At 51.2% G+C, this 16,869-nt stretch carries 14 protein-coding genes and 1 tRNA gene; 5 read left to right on the forward strand and 10 right to left on the reverse strand.

The genetic code is table 11. The features are described 5' to 3' along the window. Positions 1–159: 159 nt before the first annotated feature. From ACFSSA_RS06895 to ACFSSA_RS06925, 7 genes are all read right to left on the reverse strand, one after another. A tRNA-Ala gene (locus ACFSSA_RS06895) sits at positions 160–232 on the reverse strand. A 192-nt stretch (positions 233–424) separates the two neighbouring features. Further along, positions 425–994 carry a ribosome recycling factor gene (gene frr, locus ACFSSA_RS06900; protein WP_386819596.1) on the reverse strand — a complete coding sequence of 190 codons (570 nt, stop codon included), beginning with the start codon at positions 992–994 and terminating at the stop codon, positions 425–427. Between the two features lie 48 nt (positions 995–1,042). Beyond that, positions 1,043–1,780: a UMP kinase gene (gene pyrH, locus ACFSSA_RS06905; protein ID WP_386819873.1), complete on the reverse strand. Its 738-nt coding sequence runs from the start codon at positions 1,778–1,780 to the stop codon at positions 1,043–1,045. A gap of 84 nt (positions 1,781–1,864) precedes the next feature. Next, complete coding sequence (locus ACFSSA_RS06910; protein ID WP_386819598.1) at positions 1,865–2,407, reverse strand: hypothetical protein; 543 nt, start codon at positions 2,405–2,407, stop codon at positions 1,865–1,867. A gap of 162 nt (positions 2,408–2,569) precedes the next feature. Further along, on the reverse strand, positions 2,570–2,944 hold the full coding sequence (gene rplT / locus ACFSSA_RS06915; RefSeq protein ID WP_386819600.1) for a 50S ribosomal protein L20: 375 nt from the start codon (positions 2,942–2,944) through the stop codon (positions 2,570–2,572). Positions 2,945–3,088: 144 nt separating this feature from the next. Beyond that, positions 3,089–3,298, reverse strand: coding sequence for a 50S ribosomal protein L35 (gene rpmI / locus ACFSSA_RS06920; protein ID WP_386819602.1), 210 nt, complete (start codon positions 3,296–3,298; stop codon positions 3,089–3,091). Positions 3,299–3,506: 208 nt separating this feature from the next. Next, complete coding sequence (locus ACFSSA_RS06925) at positions 3,507–3,950, reverse strand: septal ring lytic transglycosylase RlpA family protein (RefSeq protein WP_386819604.1); 444 nt, start codon at positions 3,948–3,950, stop codon at positions 3,507–3,509. Between the two features lie 344 nt (positions 3,951–4,294). Here ACFSSA_RS06925 and ACFSSA_RS06930 point away from each other — a divergent pair, with 344 nt between their 5' ends. Together ACFSSA_RS06930 and ftsH are read left to right on the forward strand one after the other, a co-directional pair. Continuing rightward, positions 4,295–5,398: a calcium/sodium antiporter gene (locus ACFSSA_RS06930; RefSeq protein ID WP_386819606.1), complete on the forward strand. Its 1,104-nt coding sequence runs from the start codon at positions 4,295–4,297 to the stop codon at positions 5,396–5,398. A gap of 67 nt (positions 5,399–5,465) precedes the next feature. Continuing rightward, complete coding sequence (gene ftsH, locus ACFSSA_RS06935) at positions 5,466–7,826, forward strand: ATP-dependent zinc metalloprotease FtsH (protein WP_386819608.1); 2,361 nt, start codon at positions 5,466–5,468, stop codon at positions 7,824–7,826. A gap of 78 nt (positions 7,827–7,904) precedes the next feature. Here ftsH and lpxB read toward each other — a convergent pair whose 3' ends face one another. Next, positions 7,905–9,029 carry a lipid-A-disaccharide synthase gene (gene lpxB, locus ACFSSA_RS06940; RefSeq protein ID WP_386819609.1) on the reverse strand — a complete coding sequence of 375 codons (1,125 nt, stop codon included), beginning with the start codon at positions 9,027–9,029 and terminating at the stop codon, positions 7,905–7,907. A 110-nt stretch (positions 9,030–9,139) separates the two neighbouring features. On the opposite strand from lpxB, the gene ACFSSA_RS06945 reads away from it, so the two are divergent. The 3 genes from ACFSSA_RS06945 to topB all read left to right on the forward strand — a co-directional run bounded on the left by ACFSSA_RS06945 (position 9,140) and on the right by topB (position 13,804). Beyond that, a complete protein-coding gene (locus ACFSSA_RS06945) occupies positions 9,140–9,907 on the forward strand; it encodes a hypothetical protein (protein ID WP_386819611.1) in 768 nt (255 codons plus the stop codon). 95 nt (positions 9,908–10,002) lie between these two features. Further along, complete coding sequence (gene dprA, locus ACFSSA_RS06950; RefSeq protein ID WP_386819613.1) at positions 10,003–11,103, forward strand: DNA-processing protein DprA; 1,101 nt, start codon at positions 10,003–10,005, stop codon at positions 11,101–11,103. Positions 11,104–11,248: 145 nt separating this feature from the next. Continuing rightward, complete coding sequence (gene topB / locus ACFSSA_RS06955; protein ID WP_386819615.1) at positions 11,249–13,804, forward strand: DNA topoisomerase III; 2,556 nt, start codon at positions 11,249–11,251, stop codon at positions 13,802–13,804. 24 nt (positions 13,805–13,828) lie between these two features. Here topB and ACFSSA_RS06960 read toward each other — a convergent pair whose 3' ends face one another. Both ACFSSA_RS06960 and ACFSSA_RS06965 read right to left on the reverse strand, forming a co-directional pair. Then, positions 13,829–15,049 (reverse strand): S41 family peptidase, encoded by a 1,221-nt coding sequence (locus ACFSSA_RS06960; protein WP_386819617.1) that lies wholly within the window; start codon positions 15,047–15,049, stop codon positions 13,829–13,831. 404 nt (positions 15,050–15,453) lie between these two features. After that, entirely contained in the window at positions 15,454–16,803 is a 1,350-nt protein-coding gene (locus tag ACFSSA_RS06965; RefSeq protein ID WP_386819619.1) for a sigma-54-dependent transcriptional regulator, read from the reverse strand. Positions 16,804–16,869 lie beyond the last annotated feature (66 nt).

Below are 16,869 nucleotides of genomic sequence, written 5' to 3' on the forward strand. Positions count from 1 at the left end.
GCGGCTTATTCAACCGGGCTTACGGTTTTGAAAACTTCAATTATTACCGCCTTCGCGTCACCGCAGAACGCGGGTGACTCAAATGAAAAAACATCAAAAACGGTAAATTCTCGATTTTTGGTGTAGACCCAATCCTCCATCCATTAAGGGGAAAGGAAGTGGAGCGTAGCGGATTCGAACCGCTGACCCCTTGCATGCCATGCAAGTGCTCTACCAACTGAGCTAACGCCCCGTGAATTCCGGGTGGTCACGTTTCCGTGACGGGGGCGAATGTTTAGTTGAGAAGCAGGATGTCTGGCAAGCGGATAATTTGAAAATATGCAAAGATTTCCGCTGTGCGGAAAACCCGGTAAAAAAAATCCAGGTCGATTACTTTTTTCAAGTAAAAGCCCGGATGAATAAATCGAAAAGATGATGGGAAATCTCAAATCTTCATGAGATCCGCTTCTTTGGCGACAGCCAGTTCATCAATCCGTTTGGTATATTTATTGGTGAGTTCCTGAACCTCTTTTTCGTAGGATTTGTAGGTGTCCTCTGTCAGGATATTATCAGCCTTCATTTTTTTAGCTTCGTCAAGACCTGCCTTGCGGGAGCCCCGGAGGCGGACTTTTGCTTCCTCGGCGAGAGTTTTGATAAGTTTTACCATATCGCGGCGACGTTCCTCGGAAAGTTCCGGGATCGGGACGCGGATTGAGCGGTCGGCGGCGGCAGGATTGAGGCCGAGCTTGGACTCGCGGATCGCCTTTTCGATGTCGCGGGTGGTGGATGGATCAAACGGCTGAACATTCAGCATACGTGGTTCCGGCGAATTGATGACAGCTAGTGATTTGAGCTTTTGAGTGCCTCCATAGGCGTGGATGTAGACATCCAGGTTGTCGATGAGGGCAGGGGATGCCTTGCCAGTGCGGACTCCGGAGAAATCCTGAACGAGGTGGTCGATGCCGGCGATCATGCTGGCCTCTACTGCTTTGATTGCTTGGTCTGGATCTTGCATTGGTATTGGTGGAAATGTGGAAAAGTGAATTGCTAGAGGTGGGAACTGTTATTCTCCATGGACTAGCGTGCCAATCGGCTGGGAGCGGAGTGCGTGGGAGAGATTTCCATTCGGACCGAGATCAAAGATAACGATCGGGATATCATTATCCATGCAGAGGCTGAAAGCTGTTGCGTCCATAACATTGAGGCGGTTTTCCAAACAATGCTGGAAGGTAACGGTATCGAATCTTTTTGCATCCGGATTCTTGCGGGGATCCGAGCAATAGACGCCATCGACCTGTGTGGCTTTCAGGATCACATCCGCGCCCATCTCACTGGCCCGTAGAGCTGCCGTGGTATCTGTGGAAAAAAATGGGCTGCCAGTGCCCGCAGCAAAGATGATCACCGTTCCTTTGTCGAGCTGGTGCTCAGCTTTCCTTCTGATGAAAGGCTCGGCCACGTTCTTCATCTCAATGGCAGACATAACTGTGCATTTCACGCCGATATGGGAAAGCGCACCTTCTATCGCGAGCGCATTCATCACGGTAGCGAGCATGCCCACATAATCCGCAGTTGCACGGTCCATACCCCGGGCTGACGCACTTGCGCCGCGCCAGAAATTGCCACCTCCCACCACGATACCAAGCTGCAGTCCGGTATCGATGGCTTCTTTGATTTCCGAGGCAATCCGTTGAACAATTTCCGGAGAAATATTATCGGTGGAGCCCGGCTCGCGGAGGGCTTCTCCGCTGAGCTTTAGAATGGCGCGTTTGAATGGGCGGGGATCTTTGGAAGGAGTAGGCATGTCGATGTGAATAGAATGAACACCAAGCTCCAAACGTCCAACTCTGAACATTGATTGGACGAATTTTTTTTCGTGTCCGCCAGGTTACGGAGATGGCTCCAGCGTGAAGGTGACCTCCAAATCCTTAAGAGTGGCATTCTTTTCGGTAGTTCCATCGATGGCCACAGTCACTTTCAGAGGGTCTGTTTGAGGTTTGTGATATTCCTCAAGGGTCCGCTGCAAGGCGACGAGGGTGAGCTTCAACAGCTGACGGCTGGTGATATCCACTTCCTGAGGAATTTCAAGTTCGCTGAGATTCATGGTTACCAGCAAGCCTTCTTCCGTCATTTGCGCGGCAATCCCGACATTGCAGAGAACCAGGAGATTCGATTCCGATACCCGATAGTTTGGGTTGTTTGTAGGGATGAGATGAGGGGTGCGTATGGCCTCCACCAGAACCTCGGGAAATGCACCGGTGAGAGCCATCGGACGTGGAAGGACGGTTGCCTGCAGAGCTTCCCCGGTATCGGAAATGATATCGTCAACATCGGTTCCATGGAGGCTGAGAGGTTCGTGGACCGGAATGACGGAAATTGTCGTGGCAAAGAGTTTAGCGGTGAACAGGAGAAATAGAACTGCGGTTTTCACTCCTCTATGATGTGGTAATTTTGTTTCCGTTGGAAGAATGGAAACCCTATGGAAGCATTTTTTGGCAAAGTCGACAAAGCACAAAAAAGCCGCCTGTCGTTTCGGACAGGCGGCTGATGATTTTTTACTCAGTGTCTTTGAAGACCAAGTGAGAAGCTCAAGTTAAGAAGCTTTTGCCTTGTTCTCCAGCGCTTGTTTCGCTTGCGCGACAATGGCTGAGAAGGCGGCAGGATCTGTAATCGCGAGATCGGAGAGGATCTTGCGGTCAGCTTCGATACCGGCAGCTTTAAGACCTTCGATGAAACGGGAGTAGCTCATTCCTTCCGCACGAACAGCAGCGTTGATACGCTGAGTCCAGAGACGGCGGAATTGACCCTTACGTTTTTTACGGTCGCGATATTCGTATTGTTGCGCTTTACGGACAGCGTCCTTGGCGTAACGGAAGAGCTTCGAGCGGAAACCGCGGAAGCCCTTTGCCCGAAGAAGCGTCCGCTTGCGGCGGGCGCGACTTGCTGGGGAATTTGTGGCTCTTGGCATTGTATACTTAGGTTATGAACAAGTCGTTATTTACATATCTTCCACAGTCTCACCTGTTCGTGTTTCCGGGATTTTTCCGGATCAGGCTGTGTGAAGACCGTCCGAGACGCGGACGGGGGCGTTAGCAGTCGATTCCTCTTCTAATTAATGGAAAGGAAGGTTCTCTTTGACATTTTTGATGTCAGCAGCCGAAACAAGGCCAGCTTTACCGAGAGCGCGTTTGCGCTTGCGGCTCTTGCTTTGCAGCAAGTGGCGTTTTCCTTGATGGCGGCGAAGGACCTTCCCTGTGCCGGTTACTTTGAAGCGTTTGGCGACAGCCTTACGTGTTTTTGCTTTTCCTCCTACTCGTGGCATGGGGCGCGAAAACTACCCGGGGTGATATGATTGGCAAGTCAAAATTAGACCGAATGTTGAAAAAAATGGAATCGACGTTAGGATCGCACCATTCCCTCCGTGAATTTCGGATCCGATGAAACGGATGGAGCAAAAAAAAGCCCCGCAGGGAATTACCACTGCGGGGCGAAGAGAATGACGAAAGGATAATTCGAAACTTCGAGTCGGATTATTGTTCGGATTTATCGAGAACTTCGATTTTCACCGGAACTACTCCGTTTTTTACGAACCCGAGTTTTTCCGCGGTTCCAATGGTGACATCGATGATACGTCCTTTGATATAAGGCCCACGGTCATTGATCGTAACCACTTCGGATTTGTTGTTGTTCATATTGATTACCCGCACTTTCGTGCCCATTGGAAGCGTCTTGTGGGCAGCGGTCGGCGCCTCATTGCGGAGGCGTTCGCCGCTCGCGGTGGCTGTTCCGTAATTGGTTTTGATGGAATACCAAGAGGCTTTACCCTGTTGCACAGACTTCACCTGATACGGATCCTGCTTCGCTTTTGCAAGAGCAACTGAGTTCGCATTGCTGGTATTCGCGCAGCTTGGAATGAGGACGAGACTAACGAGAGCCAGCATCGCGGACTTGAATTTCCGTGTGTGTTTCTTCATGTGTTTTATCCCCTTTGGGGCGGGCTCCTCTAAATTCGGTCTCAGGTATATGCAAGAAGAAAATTCAATGCGGATTCTTTGAAAAGGTTCCGGCTAGAAACGCGTAGAATATAGGCTCCACCTTTATCGGTAAGCGATACGATATGAAACGGATGGCAAAATGATCCGGAGAGCTTTAAATAAAAAACACAGTCTTTGCTGTCTTCCATCGACGAAATTTACTTCGGAGATGTTAATTATTTCCCGTCGAGAAATAGAGATTTCCGTGATGTCCGGGTGATTGGCCAGAGCCGGTGGAATACGACCGATGAATCATCGGAAATAGTGGACGTGTTGATGAAACTGTGGAAAACATCCGCGCGATGACGCTTACCATTATATTACTGATCCTGGGCCTCGCGCTTTTGGTATTTGCCGCTGATTGGCTAGTCAAAGGGGCTGCCAGTATTGCTGCCGCCGTAGGAATTTCCCCGTTGATCGTAGGCCTCACGGTCGTAGCGTTCGGAACTAGTGCGCCAGAACTGGCGGTTTCCGTGATGTCTGCCTTTCAAGGGCAGGCAGATCTAGCCGTCGGGAATGTGGTTGGGAGTAATATATTCAATATCCTGGTTGTTCTGGGTCTTTCCGCACTGATCATTCCATTGATCGTCCACAGGCAGTTGATCCGGTTTGATCTGCCGGTGATGATTTTCCTATCGCTTCTGCTTTACTGGCTTTCCCGTGATGGATCCATCTCACGTATCGACGGACTGATACTCTTTGCCATCGCGGTAGCTTATACCGTAGTGCTCATTCTTCAGTCAAAACGTGAAAAGAATTCCGCAGTTCTCACCGAGTATGAGGAGGAATATGGCAAGGCAACGGAAGACCCCAAGTGGTTGAAAAACCTTCTCCTCATCGCCCTCGGGATGGGCGGTCTGGTATTGGGCTCCAAGTGGTTGGTGGATGGTGCCGTGGAGATTGCGCGATTCTTCGGCGTTTCCGAGTTGATCATCGGCCTGACAATCGTATCCGTCGGCACCTCCTTGCCGGAGGTGGCCACATCGGTGGTGGCGGCAATGAAAGGCGAACGCGATATCGCTGTCGGGAATGTCGTCGGAAGCAATATATTCAATATTGTTACCGTTCTGGGGATATCCTCAATCGTGGCTCCAAATGGTATCCATGTGCCCGCGCAGGCGTTTGGCTTTGATCTCCCGGTGATGATCGCGGTTGCACTGGCGTCATTGCCGATCTTTTTCTATGGATACAAGATCGGCCGTGCGGGCGGGATCTTTTTCCTTGGTTTCTATGGCTCGTATATTGCTTATCTCATTCTGGAGGCTACCCAATCTGCCTTTTTCCCTCAATACCGTCATGCCATGTTGTCATATGTGGCACCAGCGGTTGCGGTGGGATTGCTGATTGTCTTGATTCGTGCGATCAAACAAGGGAAAAACCTCGCCTAGACATTCTTCGCAAGCCGTCTAGGTTTTCTCACCCGGAAATAAAAATACTCACCGGCCGACACCCACCATGTCCGACTCAAAAAATAATATTCCACAGCCACCCAACTCGAACCGCCCTTCCGGAGATAATAACGGATTCAACTGGCGTGTCCTTGCCCTTTTCAGCCTGGCTTTAGTAATTCTTGGCGTTGCCTTTTTCGGACCGCAGATGAATCCGCAGGCCAAGACTCTTAGCTATTCGGAGTTTCGCCAAACATTGGATCAGGATCGTGTGATTCTCGATAATCCCGAAAAGCCTCTGAAAGTCGTCACCAGCGATACCGCTTTGGATGCGACGATTTCCGGCTGGGTGAAGGCTCCACTCGAAAAACCGGAGAATCCTGAGATCAAAACCTCCGACTTCAGAGTCCCAGTTAATCTCGGACTTCAGAGTGAGGAGATTCGGGAACTGATGGGAGATAATATCCGGATGGAAGAAATTTCCGATAGTGGTGAAGCCCCTCTTGAAGGAGACGTAGAGACGCTCTCCCTCGCTCAGTTCCGCAAGGCGAAAGCTCTTGGTGAGATCAAAGAAGGTGACCTGATCAATCCCCTGCGTATTTTGATGACCGACGGGAATGCAAACGCGGTCATCGTTGGTAAAAGGGAAACGATCACCAACATGCAGGAGGCAAAGGATAGCGAAGGCCACAAAATCGAGCCAATGCCGTTTAATGTCAGTGTCGATTCCACAATCCTGGGCAGCGAGCTCCGCGAGCTACTCAAGGACAAGGCACAATATGTCCGGAAGTCTGACTATCTCAGCAAAGCGCTGTTTACATTCCTTCCCTTCCTGCTGGTGATCCTTCTTTTGTTCTTCCTTTTCCGTCAGCAGATGAAATCGGCTGGTCGTGGTGCAATGTCTTTCGGTAAATCCAAGGCGCGTCTTCTCACGATGGACCGGAACAAAGTGACGTTCAAAGACGTCGCCGGTATTCAAGAAGCCAAGGAAGAGCTTTTTGAAATTGTGGACTTCCTTCGTGACCCCAAAAAGTTTCAGAAGCTCGGCGGCTCCATCCCGAAAGGTGTATTGATGGTTGGCTCTCCGGGAACCGGTAAGACACTTTTGGCACGTGCGATTGCCGGAGAGGCAGATGTCCCGTTCTTTTCGATTTCGGGCTCGGACTTTGTCGAAATGTTTGTCGGTGTGGGTGCTTCCCGCGTGCGTGACATGTTTGAACAGGGAAAGAAAAATGCGCCTTGCCTTATCTTCATCGATGAGATCGATGCCGTAGGGCGCCACCGTGGCCATGGCATGGGAGGAGGACACGATGAGCGTGAGCAAACGCTCAACCAACTTCTTGTTGAGATGGATGGATTCGATACGCAGGAGGGTGTGATTATTATCGCTGCTACCAACCGGCCTGATGTTCTCGATCCTGCATTGCTCCGTCCGGGACGTTTCGACCGTCAGGTCAGCGTTTCTCTCCCTGATGTGAACGGACGAGAAGAGATCCTTCGCGTTCATGTGAAAAAAATCAAATTGGCTGCCAATACCGATCTCGCGACGATTGCCAGAGGCACTCCGGGATTCTCAGGTGCGGAATTGGCAAATCTTGTCAATGAGGCTGCTCTACTGGCAGCGCGTAAAGGTTTGTCCGCGGTGACTCTGGCTGAGATGGAAGAGGCCAGGGACAAGGTCCGGTGGGGTCGGGAGCGTCGCTCGCTGGCTATGTCCGACAAGGAAAAAGTGGGGACGGCATGGCATGAAGCAGGCCATGCTTACCTGAACATGGTTCTTCCTCATACCCATCCACTCCACAAGGTTACAATCATCCCGCGGGGCCCTTATCTTGGCGCGACGATGTATCTGCCGGACGGAGATAAATACTCGACCCAAAAGAAAGAAGCCTTGGCCAATCTTATTGTCACTATGGGAGGGCGTATCGCGGAAGCTTTCCATTCCGATGATGTTTCCAACGGCGCTTCCGGAGACATCCGCCAAGCGACTTCGCTTGCGCGTAATATGGTCTGTGAGTGGGGTATGTCCGACAAATTGGGAATGGTCGAATACGGAGAAGGAGAGAACCCTGTTTTCCTTGCCCGGGACATGAACAAGAGCCGGAATTACTCCGAAGAGACCGCCAGAGTTATCGACGCTGAAATTAAGAAGTTCATTGATGATGCCTACGAAGAGGCAACTAGCATCCTTACCCGGGATCGCGATATCGTCGAAAAGATAGCATTGGCTCTTTTGGAATACGAGACGCTGGATGCCTCGCACCTCCGGGATATCATTGATCATGGAGAAATGCGCAATCCACCGAGTGCGCCAAAGCCCCCGCCGATCCCAGACGATCTTTCCAAGAAACCTTCATCCAAGAAGGTGGAGGACGAGCGTCCGGAAGACGATGGCCCACTTCCAGGAGTGGTCGGAGCTCCAGCCTAGGCTGTCCGATTACAGAGATTATAAAGGACCGTCCGCATATCGCGGGCGGTTTTTTTTGTTTTGGGGATCGAGAGATTTTCAGCGATTCAGCCAGTCGGATACCCGCTCTGCAGCCCGGCGATGTGTGCCGGGATCGCCCAGCTTCTCACTTACCTCGCTCAATCGTTTCATCAATTCTTCCCGCTTTTGATCATTCGAAAGGAGATCGCGCACCCAGTCGCCCACTTCCTGGGCACAGGCATCCGCTTGGATAAATTCCTCCACGACTTTTTCTCCGGCGAGGATATTCACAAGACCGATGTATTTGATTTTCACCAGCATCCTACCAAGGAAATAGGTGGTCCAAGCCATCTTGTAGACGAGACAATATGGCAGTCCGAAGGTGGCAGCCTCCAAGGTGGCGGTGCCACTTGCGATAATACCACAGGCAGCGGTCTGCATGAGTTTGTGGCTACCTCCATTCGTAAGCGTGATCCAATCACTGGCATTTGCCTCAGCAATCATTTTCCGCATGGTGATGGCAAGTTTGGGAGTGGCAGCGGGGACGGAAAAAACCAGATCGTGACGCCACGTGCGCAACCTTGCGGCTGTCTCAATCATCATGGGAAAAAGCTTGGCGATTTCTCGTTCCCGGCTACCCGGAAACAATCCTATGAGATTCTCTATCCGTTTGCCTTCGCAACGCTCCTGGGCCAGCTCATCGACGAGTGGATGACCGACGTGCGTGGTTTTCAGCCCGGCGTCCTGGAAAATCGGTTGCTCGAAAGGAAAGAGGCAGAGCATCTCATCAAGAAGTTCCACCATCTTCGGAATGCGTTTTTTGTTCCAGGCCCAGACCTGCGGGCTGATATAGTAAACCTGCCTGACCTGAGGTAGAGCTTCTTTTACCGATTTCGCGAAACGTAGGTTGAATCCCGGATAATCTACCAAAAGCAGAACATCTGGTTGAACAGTCTTGATTTCAGTCATCATTTTCTCGAACTGTTCTTTAAACCATCCGTAACGTTTGAGGACTTCGATCACGCCCATGACAGCAGCATCTTCCACCCAGTTGTTGATTTTTCCTCCGCTGACTTCATACATTTCCGGGCCTCCCGCTCCAAAGATTTCCAAATCGGCGTGCATGGTGCTCAGTTCACGCAACAATCCAGCCGCATGCGCGTCTCCACTCATTTCCCCCGCTACAACATAAATCCTCTTCACAGAAAAAAATCTACCCAATTGAGCGTATAGCCTTCAACCTCCAATGCAGTCGCATTACTGAGTAAAATATTTCCAAACAATTATCCACCTTCGTCACATAACGAATCCAAATGAAACTCTTTCTTATATTAATAGGCATGGTTGCCGCCGGCTTTCTCGGTTATTCGTTCGAGCCGCAATTACGCCAGCAACTTACCGGGAAGTCTCCTTCCGCCGGGATGGAGGATGCGGAGGCGCCCGATCCCGAAAAAATCGTGATCAACACGACTGCTCCTTCTTCCACAATCGATCCCGCAAGTTACTCCGCCGATCAACTTCCTGAGAAAATTCAGCTAAAATCAGACGCGGAAGTCTCCAATGAGAACGGGGATCTGAAAATGACGATCACTGCGGGAAACAAGGTGAATCTCATCAGACTCGAAGGTCAGAACGTCGTGATTAGCCCGGGAGCCGGACCTTTCGAGGGAACAGTGCCGATTAGTCAGACGGACCTGATTGAGCAGTTGACGGCACTTGGAGCAGCACCGAAGGCGGAGGCGGATATGACAGTTGACGAACCGGTGGCCGAAGAGCCTGAAAAAGCTGAGACCGAGAGTAATCCGGTGCCTAAGGCGCCAAGTGGTCCGGTGGATATAGTGGCGGTTATGCAATCCAGCATTAAAAATGGTGAGATCAAAGAATTCACTTTTGACAAAGTGCTGGACTGGAGTGCGAACGAAGAGCCGGAAACCATTGATGGCGAGTCTTATCAGACAGGAATCGCTTCATATAAGGCGGAAACAGTCTTCGGCGTGAAAACTATCCAGGCCAAGGCTCTGATCAAGGATGGAGCGGTCGTGCGTTGGTTGTGGCCCAAAAGTGGTTTGGAAATCGAGTAGGCAACCGGTTCCCGTGAGCCAGGATGGATCCCTGCCTCTTCTCAAAAATACTTCTGTGCTGGGAGTATGATGTGGATCATGCTCTAACAAATTCAATGACTCGTCTGGAAGCCATCCTCGCCCTAAATTTGCTGCCGGGAATCGGCCCGGTCCGCATCTCTCGATTACTAGAGTATTTTGGCGGTGCCGAAAAAGTTTTGTCGGCCGGAGCCTCCAGGCTTCAACAGGTTGATGGTATCGGAAAAGAGACCGCGCGGATTATCGCGGACTGGGAGAACCACGCGGATCCTGCCAAAGAGCTGGAGGAAGCAAAAGAGCGGGGGATTTCCATTATTACCAGGGAGGATGAAGGTTATCCGAGACATCTTCTTCAAGCCTATGATTCGCCGATACTTCTCTATGTGTGGGGAGAGATTTTGCCGCGTGATAAACATGCCATCAGCGTGGTAGGTTCGCGCCGTAGCTCCCATTACGGTGTCACTGCTACGCGGAAAATAACCTATCAGCTTGCGCATGCGGGCTTTACGATTGTTTCAGGGCTCGCCAGGGGCATTGATACCGCCGCCCATGAGGCGGCTCTCGCAGGCAAAGGACGAACAATTGCTGTGGTGGGTTCTGGATTAGCCAGATTGTATCCACCTGAAAATTTGACCTTGGCGGAAAAGATAGCCGATGGAAACGGAGCGGTCATATCGGAGTTTCCTCTGCATAAGGCTCCGGATAAGCAAACTTTTCCGATGCGGAACCGTATCGTGGCCGCATGGTGCCAGGCATTGCTTGTCACCGAGTGTCCGGCTTGGTCGGGATCTCTTATCACCGCCAACTTAGCTTCAGAATATGGAAAACCCATTTTCGCGGTGCCGGGGCCGATCGACAAACCTACGTCCGCAGGCTGTCATCAGTTGATCCGGGACGGCGCTACCCTGGTTTCCGATGCATCCCACATCATAGACGATATGGGCGAGCTTCCATTTTCCTCTTCCGCGGAAAATTCCAGTGAGGAAGAGGGGACGCCTGAGCTGCCTGCGGAGGAAGCTGCGGTGATGAATGCAATGCCGCCAGGTGAGGAAATGGCCATTGATATGCTGATCGGGAAAACCGGGCTGCCGTCCTCGTCCGTTACGGCGGCTCTGTTCAAGCTGGAGCTGAGACGATTGGTGCGGGCATTACCGGGCTTTCGCTTTATCAGGCGGTAAATAAAATCGAATTCACTGATTTCCAGGTTGTTACGCAGCTTGCAGGGAACTCTCCTTTTTCTTGAAAACCGTTTCCTCCTTGCATCCTCGCAAAATCCCTGCCTAGTCCCCTGCAGACACAAGCACTTTCTAAGAACCGACTTCCATGGGAAAAACACTGATTATTGCAGAAAAACCGTCCGTCATGAACGACCTTTCAAAAGCTCTTTCAAAAGCTTTGGGCAAGTTTGAAAAGGTAGGGTCCGGCCGGGACATCCACTACGAGAATGATAATGCAATCATCACCTCCGCAGTAGGACACCTTGTGGAGCTGCGGATGCCGATGGGACCCAACGGGAAAAAACTACCATGGAAATTTGATGTGCTGCCGGTCATTCCGGATACTTTCGATCTGGATCCCATTGAGCAGACGGAGGCAAAACTGAAAAAAGTGCTGAAGTTTGCGAAGCGGAAGGATGTGGATGTGATCGTCAATGCCTGCGATGCCGGGCGGGAAGGTGAACTCATCTTCCGCTACATCATGGAAATCGGAAAGATCAACAAACCCATCAAACGCTTGTGGATGCAGTCGATGACTACCGGCGCAATTGTTGCCGCGTGGGAAAACCTCCGGACCGATGAGCAGATGAAACCCTTGGCGGACGCAGCGAAATGTCGTTCGGAGTCGGATTGGCTCGTTGGACTCAATGCGACCCGGGCCCTTACTTGTTTCAACTCACGCCACGGCGGATTTAACATCACGGCGGCCGGGCGCGTCCAGACCCCTACGCTGGCGATTCTGGCGGCGCGCGAAGAAGAAATCCAGGCATTCAAGCCGGAGCCGTATTTTGAAGTGCATGCGACACTTGGCGTAAGTGCGGGAGAATATCTCGGCAAATGGATTGATACCGATTTCAAGAAATCAGCCGAAAAGCCACATGGTAAGGCCGAAAGAATCTGGGAAAAAGGACTGGCGGAAAAAATCGTAAGCCGCTGTGCCGGTAAGGAAGCGATCATTACGGAAGAGAAAAAAGCTCAGACACAAATCGCTCCACAGCTATATGATTTGACGACTCTACAGCGGGAGGCTCCTTTCTCGGCAAAGGGCACTCTGCAAATTGCCCAGGCGCTTTACGAGAAGCATAAAGTTCTCACTTATCCGCGGACGGATTCCCGCTACCTCCCTGAAGATTATGTCTCGAACGTCCGGGAAACACTAAGTCAGATTGGCAATAGTGATATGGAAGTGGCGAAGTATGCAAAAGCTGTGCTCTCCGGGAAGGGGGAAAAGGGGCCGCGCCTTCACCAGTCAAAGCGCATTTTCAATACCGCGAAGGTATCAGACCACTTTGCAATCATTCCCACAGGCAATACTGCCAAACTTTCCGAAACCGAGCAGAAGGTTTATGATATGGTTGTGAAACGGTTCATTGCCGTATTCTACCCACATGCCGAGTTCGAGCAGACCACCCGTCTCTCAACAGTGACAAACGGGAACGAGAAAGATGTTTTCAAGACGGAAGGTCGCGTGCTTGTTGTTCCGGGTTGGTTGGAAGTTTATGGAAGGCAGCCGGGTGTTGCGGCAGGGAAAGATGGCCTTGTCGGCATCAAGCCGGGAGAAACTGCCACGGCGGATCCCGTGGAATTGATCAACGAGCAGACCCGCCCTCCGGCACGCTTTACGGAATCTACCTTGCTTTCTGCCATGGAGGGCGCAGGAAAACTGGTCAACGATGAGGAACTGCGTGAAGCAATGTCCGAGCGTGGTCTCGGCACACCTGCAACCCGTGCGGCGACGATTGAAGGACTGATCTCCCAGAAATATCTTCTTCGTGATGGCCGTGAACTTCACGTTACGCCATCGGGCCTACGGTTGATCCAGCTGGTGCGCCAAATGGATATCGAGGGTCTTTACTCTCCAAAGCTCACCGGTGACTGGGAATACAAGCTCCGCCAGATGGAACAAGGTGCGCTTGCCCGCCCGGAATTCATGAAGGAGATCATTGAATATACCAATGATATTGTTACCAAGGCCCACGGACTTGCGGAAGAAGCCAAACGCCGCGTTTTTCCTGATGTGGAAGTAGAGCATCCCATCCACGGAGCCATGGTGTTCAAGCAGACTGACGCCACATACGAGTCCAGGGATGAGAATCTGCCGGTTAAGATCAAAAAATATATCGCTGGCAGAGCGCTTAGTGCCGACGAGCTACGGACTCTGATTCAAAAAGGTATCGTTGGTCCATTGCAGGGCTTTAAATCGAAATTCAACAAACCTTTCGAAGCCTCCATACAGATTGATGAAAAATTCAAGACTGCATTCCTATTTGAAGGCGATGATGATAAAGCGCCGGATCTCAGCGAGGACATGGTGATTGGCACGGCGAAGATGGCCGATGGTGGAGAGCATAAAATCTATGCGACCGACAGCGCGTATTACGTGCCCGGGATCGTAACCAAAAAAGATCCGCACGGAGTTCGCATCGGAAAAGTGATTCTTCAGCGGGAAATCTCCGAAGACCAAGCGATCAAGCTCATTGCTGAGGGAAAAACAGATCTGCTGAAGGGCTTTGTCTCAAACCGAACAAAACGGAAGTTCGACGCGCACCTGACGTTCGACACCAAAACGACAAAAATCGGTTTTGATTTTCCACCGAGACCTGCCAAAAAAGCGGCAAAGAAAGCTGCCAAAAAGGCTGCGAAGTCGAAAGATTCGGAATAAGCAATTTCGGGATGGACAAACAACCTATTGACGGAGGAGGACTTCGACGGCAGCCTGGATCGCAGGATCCTGCCATTTTTCCAGCGCATTCTTCTCGGCTTCGGGAAGAGTGTCCAGACGGCCGTTATTGCGAAAGTTTTCTCGATCACCATCGCTGAAAACGATTTCGGTATCTGGTGTGATGCCCACCAAATGTGGAGTTTTACCGGATGGCGTGTGGTAGGTGGCAATGGTAAGCCGGAGAGCACTTCCATTTCCCATCGGGACGATCGTCTGCACACTACCCTTACCGTAGCTTTTTTCGCCGACCACAGAGGCTCTTTTCAAATCGTGCAGAGAGCCTGCAGTGAGCTCTGATGCTGAGGCGGAGTTTCTATCGATTAATACGGAAATTGGGTAAGTGCGTTTGCGGCGCTGGCGTTTTGATGTTTTGAGAAACTTTTCCGGTTTTTCGCGCTCCCGCACCGAGACGACAGCAGTAGATGGCGGCACAAATAGCCCTAGGATACCGACGGTTTCGTTCAGATCTCCGCCTCCGTTTTCCCTGAGGTCGAGGACCAGATATTTCATCCCATTGTCCTCCAGCGCGTCGAGTGCATTTTCTACTTCCCGCGCACAACCAGGGCCAAAACTGGCGAGTCGCAAGTAACCGATCGTCGGATTTTCCCGGAGTAAAAAAGAGGTAACGATAGACTTCTGCTCAACGTAGCGATGGCTCAGAGTCACATCCAAATCACCGGGACGCTCGGGATTGCGTAGCTTGAGATGGACCAACTCTCCGGGGAGACCGTGGAGCAATTGCATCACCTCCGGAAACGGTGTGTCGGATATAATTTGTTCATTGATCGAGATCACAGACGTTCCGGCAATGAGTTTTGCAATATGGGCCGGTCCGTTTTGTTCGATGGAGGAAATAAAATATCCATCGGAATTTTTCCCTAAACTGAGGCCGAGCGATTTTGAGTCGTTGTTGATTTCGTCACTTCCTTGGCTGACGAGGTGCCCCATCTCCGGATGGATAAATGAGGAATGGGCGTCCAGACTGGAGAGCATTCCATCGAGCGCAAAATTGATCAGACGCTCATAAGATAGCTTCTCCAAATCCGGGTGGCTGTTGCGCACCGTTTCCAGCACTTCCACAAAGCGCTCAAGCTGGGCATAGGCCGCATCTTTGGAGTCCGGTAGCTTCTGTGCCGGCGCATATTGGGGAACGGTGATCGCTAAAAGTAGCCAGAGAAATCTCATGCTCATTTCGTAGCACTTATCGATCAGCTCATATAGGAAATATGAGATCGACAGCCATTGGGCGCTATCTTGTCGTTTGGAGAATCCTACTGCCAGCTCACCGGCGGAATTGATAGTGCACTACAAAGTCCGCCGGCGAGCGGCATTGGATATGGGGTGTGAGCCCCTATTCGGGGTGTGAGCCCCTATTCGGGGTGTGAGCCCCTATTCGGGGTGTGAGCCCCTATTCTCCCCCCAGAGAATATCTATTGTTATGCATGGAGCATGCCAAATGTCTCCGGGGTCTATAACTCGCTGATTGCCAATGTTTACGATTGCGGCAGTTTGCGTAAGGGGAATGTGCTATGCAAGAATCATGAAGTTAGTGCATGCTTTTGCGTTGCAAAAATTGCATGGGGAAACTGCTACTTCAGCCCGTGTCTACCCATCAGATTGTAAACCGAGCGCTCCGAGATTCCTAGTTCACGGGCAGTCTTGGCCTTGTTCTTTCCTGTCCGTATATATGTCTGAATGAAGGCTTCCCGTTCGATTTCGTGTAGAGTCAGACCTGGCTCGGAAAGAATTTGTCTTCCCTGGTTTGCCGGGCTGGGTGCTTCCAAAACACCTATAATGTCCTCTGCCTCAATGATATTGCTCTCAGAGAAGGCGGTGGCACGCTCCAGGACGTTTTCGAGCTGTCTGACATTGCCGGGCCAATTTGATTTCTGTAGCGAAGCCGCCGCATTTTTGGTGAGAGTCCACGTTTCGGTATTACGGTTTGCCGCGATACGTGCCAGAATGTGTTCGATGATTTGTGGAATGTCCTCTTTTCGCTCCCGCAGTGGAGGAATCACTAGCTCGATAATATTGAGCCGATAATAAAGATCTTCTCGAAAAGTCCCTGCATTCACTCTTGAATGAAGATCCACGTTTGTTGCCGCGATTACCCGGGCACTGGTCTTGATCAATTTGTTCCCGCCCACGCGGAAAAATTCCCGGTCTTGCAGAACATTCAAAAGTTTCGGCTGCAGCTCCTGCGGAAGGTCGCCAATCTCATCGAGGAAAATGGTTCCCGAGGAAGCTTGCTCGAAACGGCCTGCGCGTGCTGTGGAGGCACCCGTAAACGCTCCTTTCTCGTGGCCGAAGAGTTCCGTTTCCAGCAGCTCGCGGGGAAGGGCGGGGCAGCTTACGGTAATGAAGTCTTCCGAGGCCCGTTCGCTCAGCATATGAATTTGGCGGGCAATATATGTCTTACCTGTTCCACTTTCACCGGTGAGCAGAATAGTGCTATCCAGTGATGCTGCTTTTTTGATTTGATGGAAAAGCTGCTTCATCCTCGGGCTTGAGGTTTGAAGGGATGGTTTGCTGATCTTCTTTGGCACGGAGCTATTTTTATCCGGGCGTTGGTTGTTACGAACCGTTGCACAAACCAGATCGAACAGGCGTTGCAGCTCAAACGGCTTCGTCAGGTAATCGCAGGCACCAGCCTTCAACGCCTGCACCGCAGTTTCAGCATCATTCGTTCCGGTGAGCATAATTACCAGAACATTAGGAAATTTTTCGTGCAAACGGCCGATCGTCTCGATCCCATTCATTCCCGGTAATCCCAGATCCAAGACAACCGCTTCGACGTGTTCATCAATTAAATCGATGGCTTCCAAGCCCGAGGAGGCGGCTACCGGTTTCCAGCCATGATCGTTTGCCGCCATGACGAGGAGGCGTTGGATCGTTTCATCATCATCGACGATGAGGAGGTTAGGGGAGTTAGGATTCACTGATACGTTTTTGAAAGGGTTGGCAGTTGGATGTGCGCGAAACTTGAAGGTATGGATATGCCTATT

The organism is Luteolibacter algae, assembly GCF_042683045.1.
Classification (GTDB): domain Bacteria; phylum Verrucomicrobiota; class Verrucomicrobiia; order Verrucomicrobiales; family Akkermansiaceae; genus Luteolibacter; species Luteolibacter algae.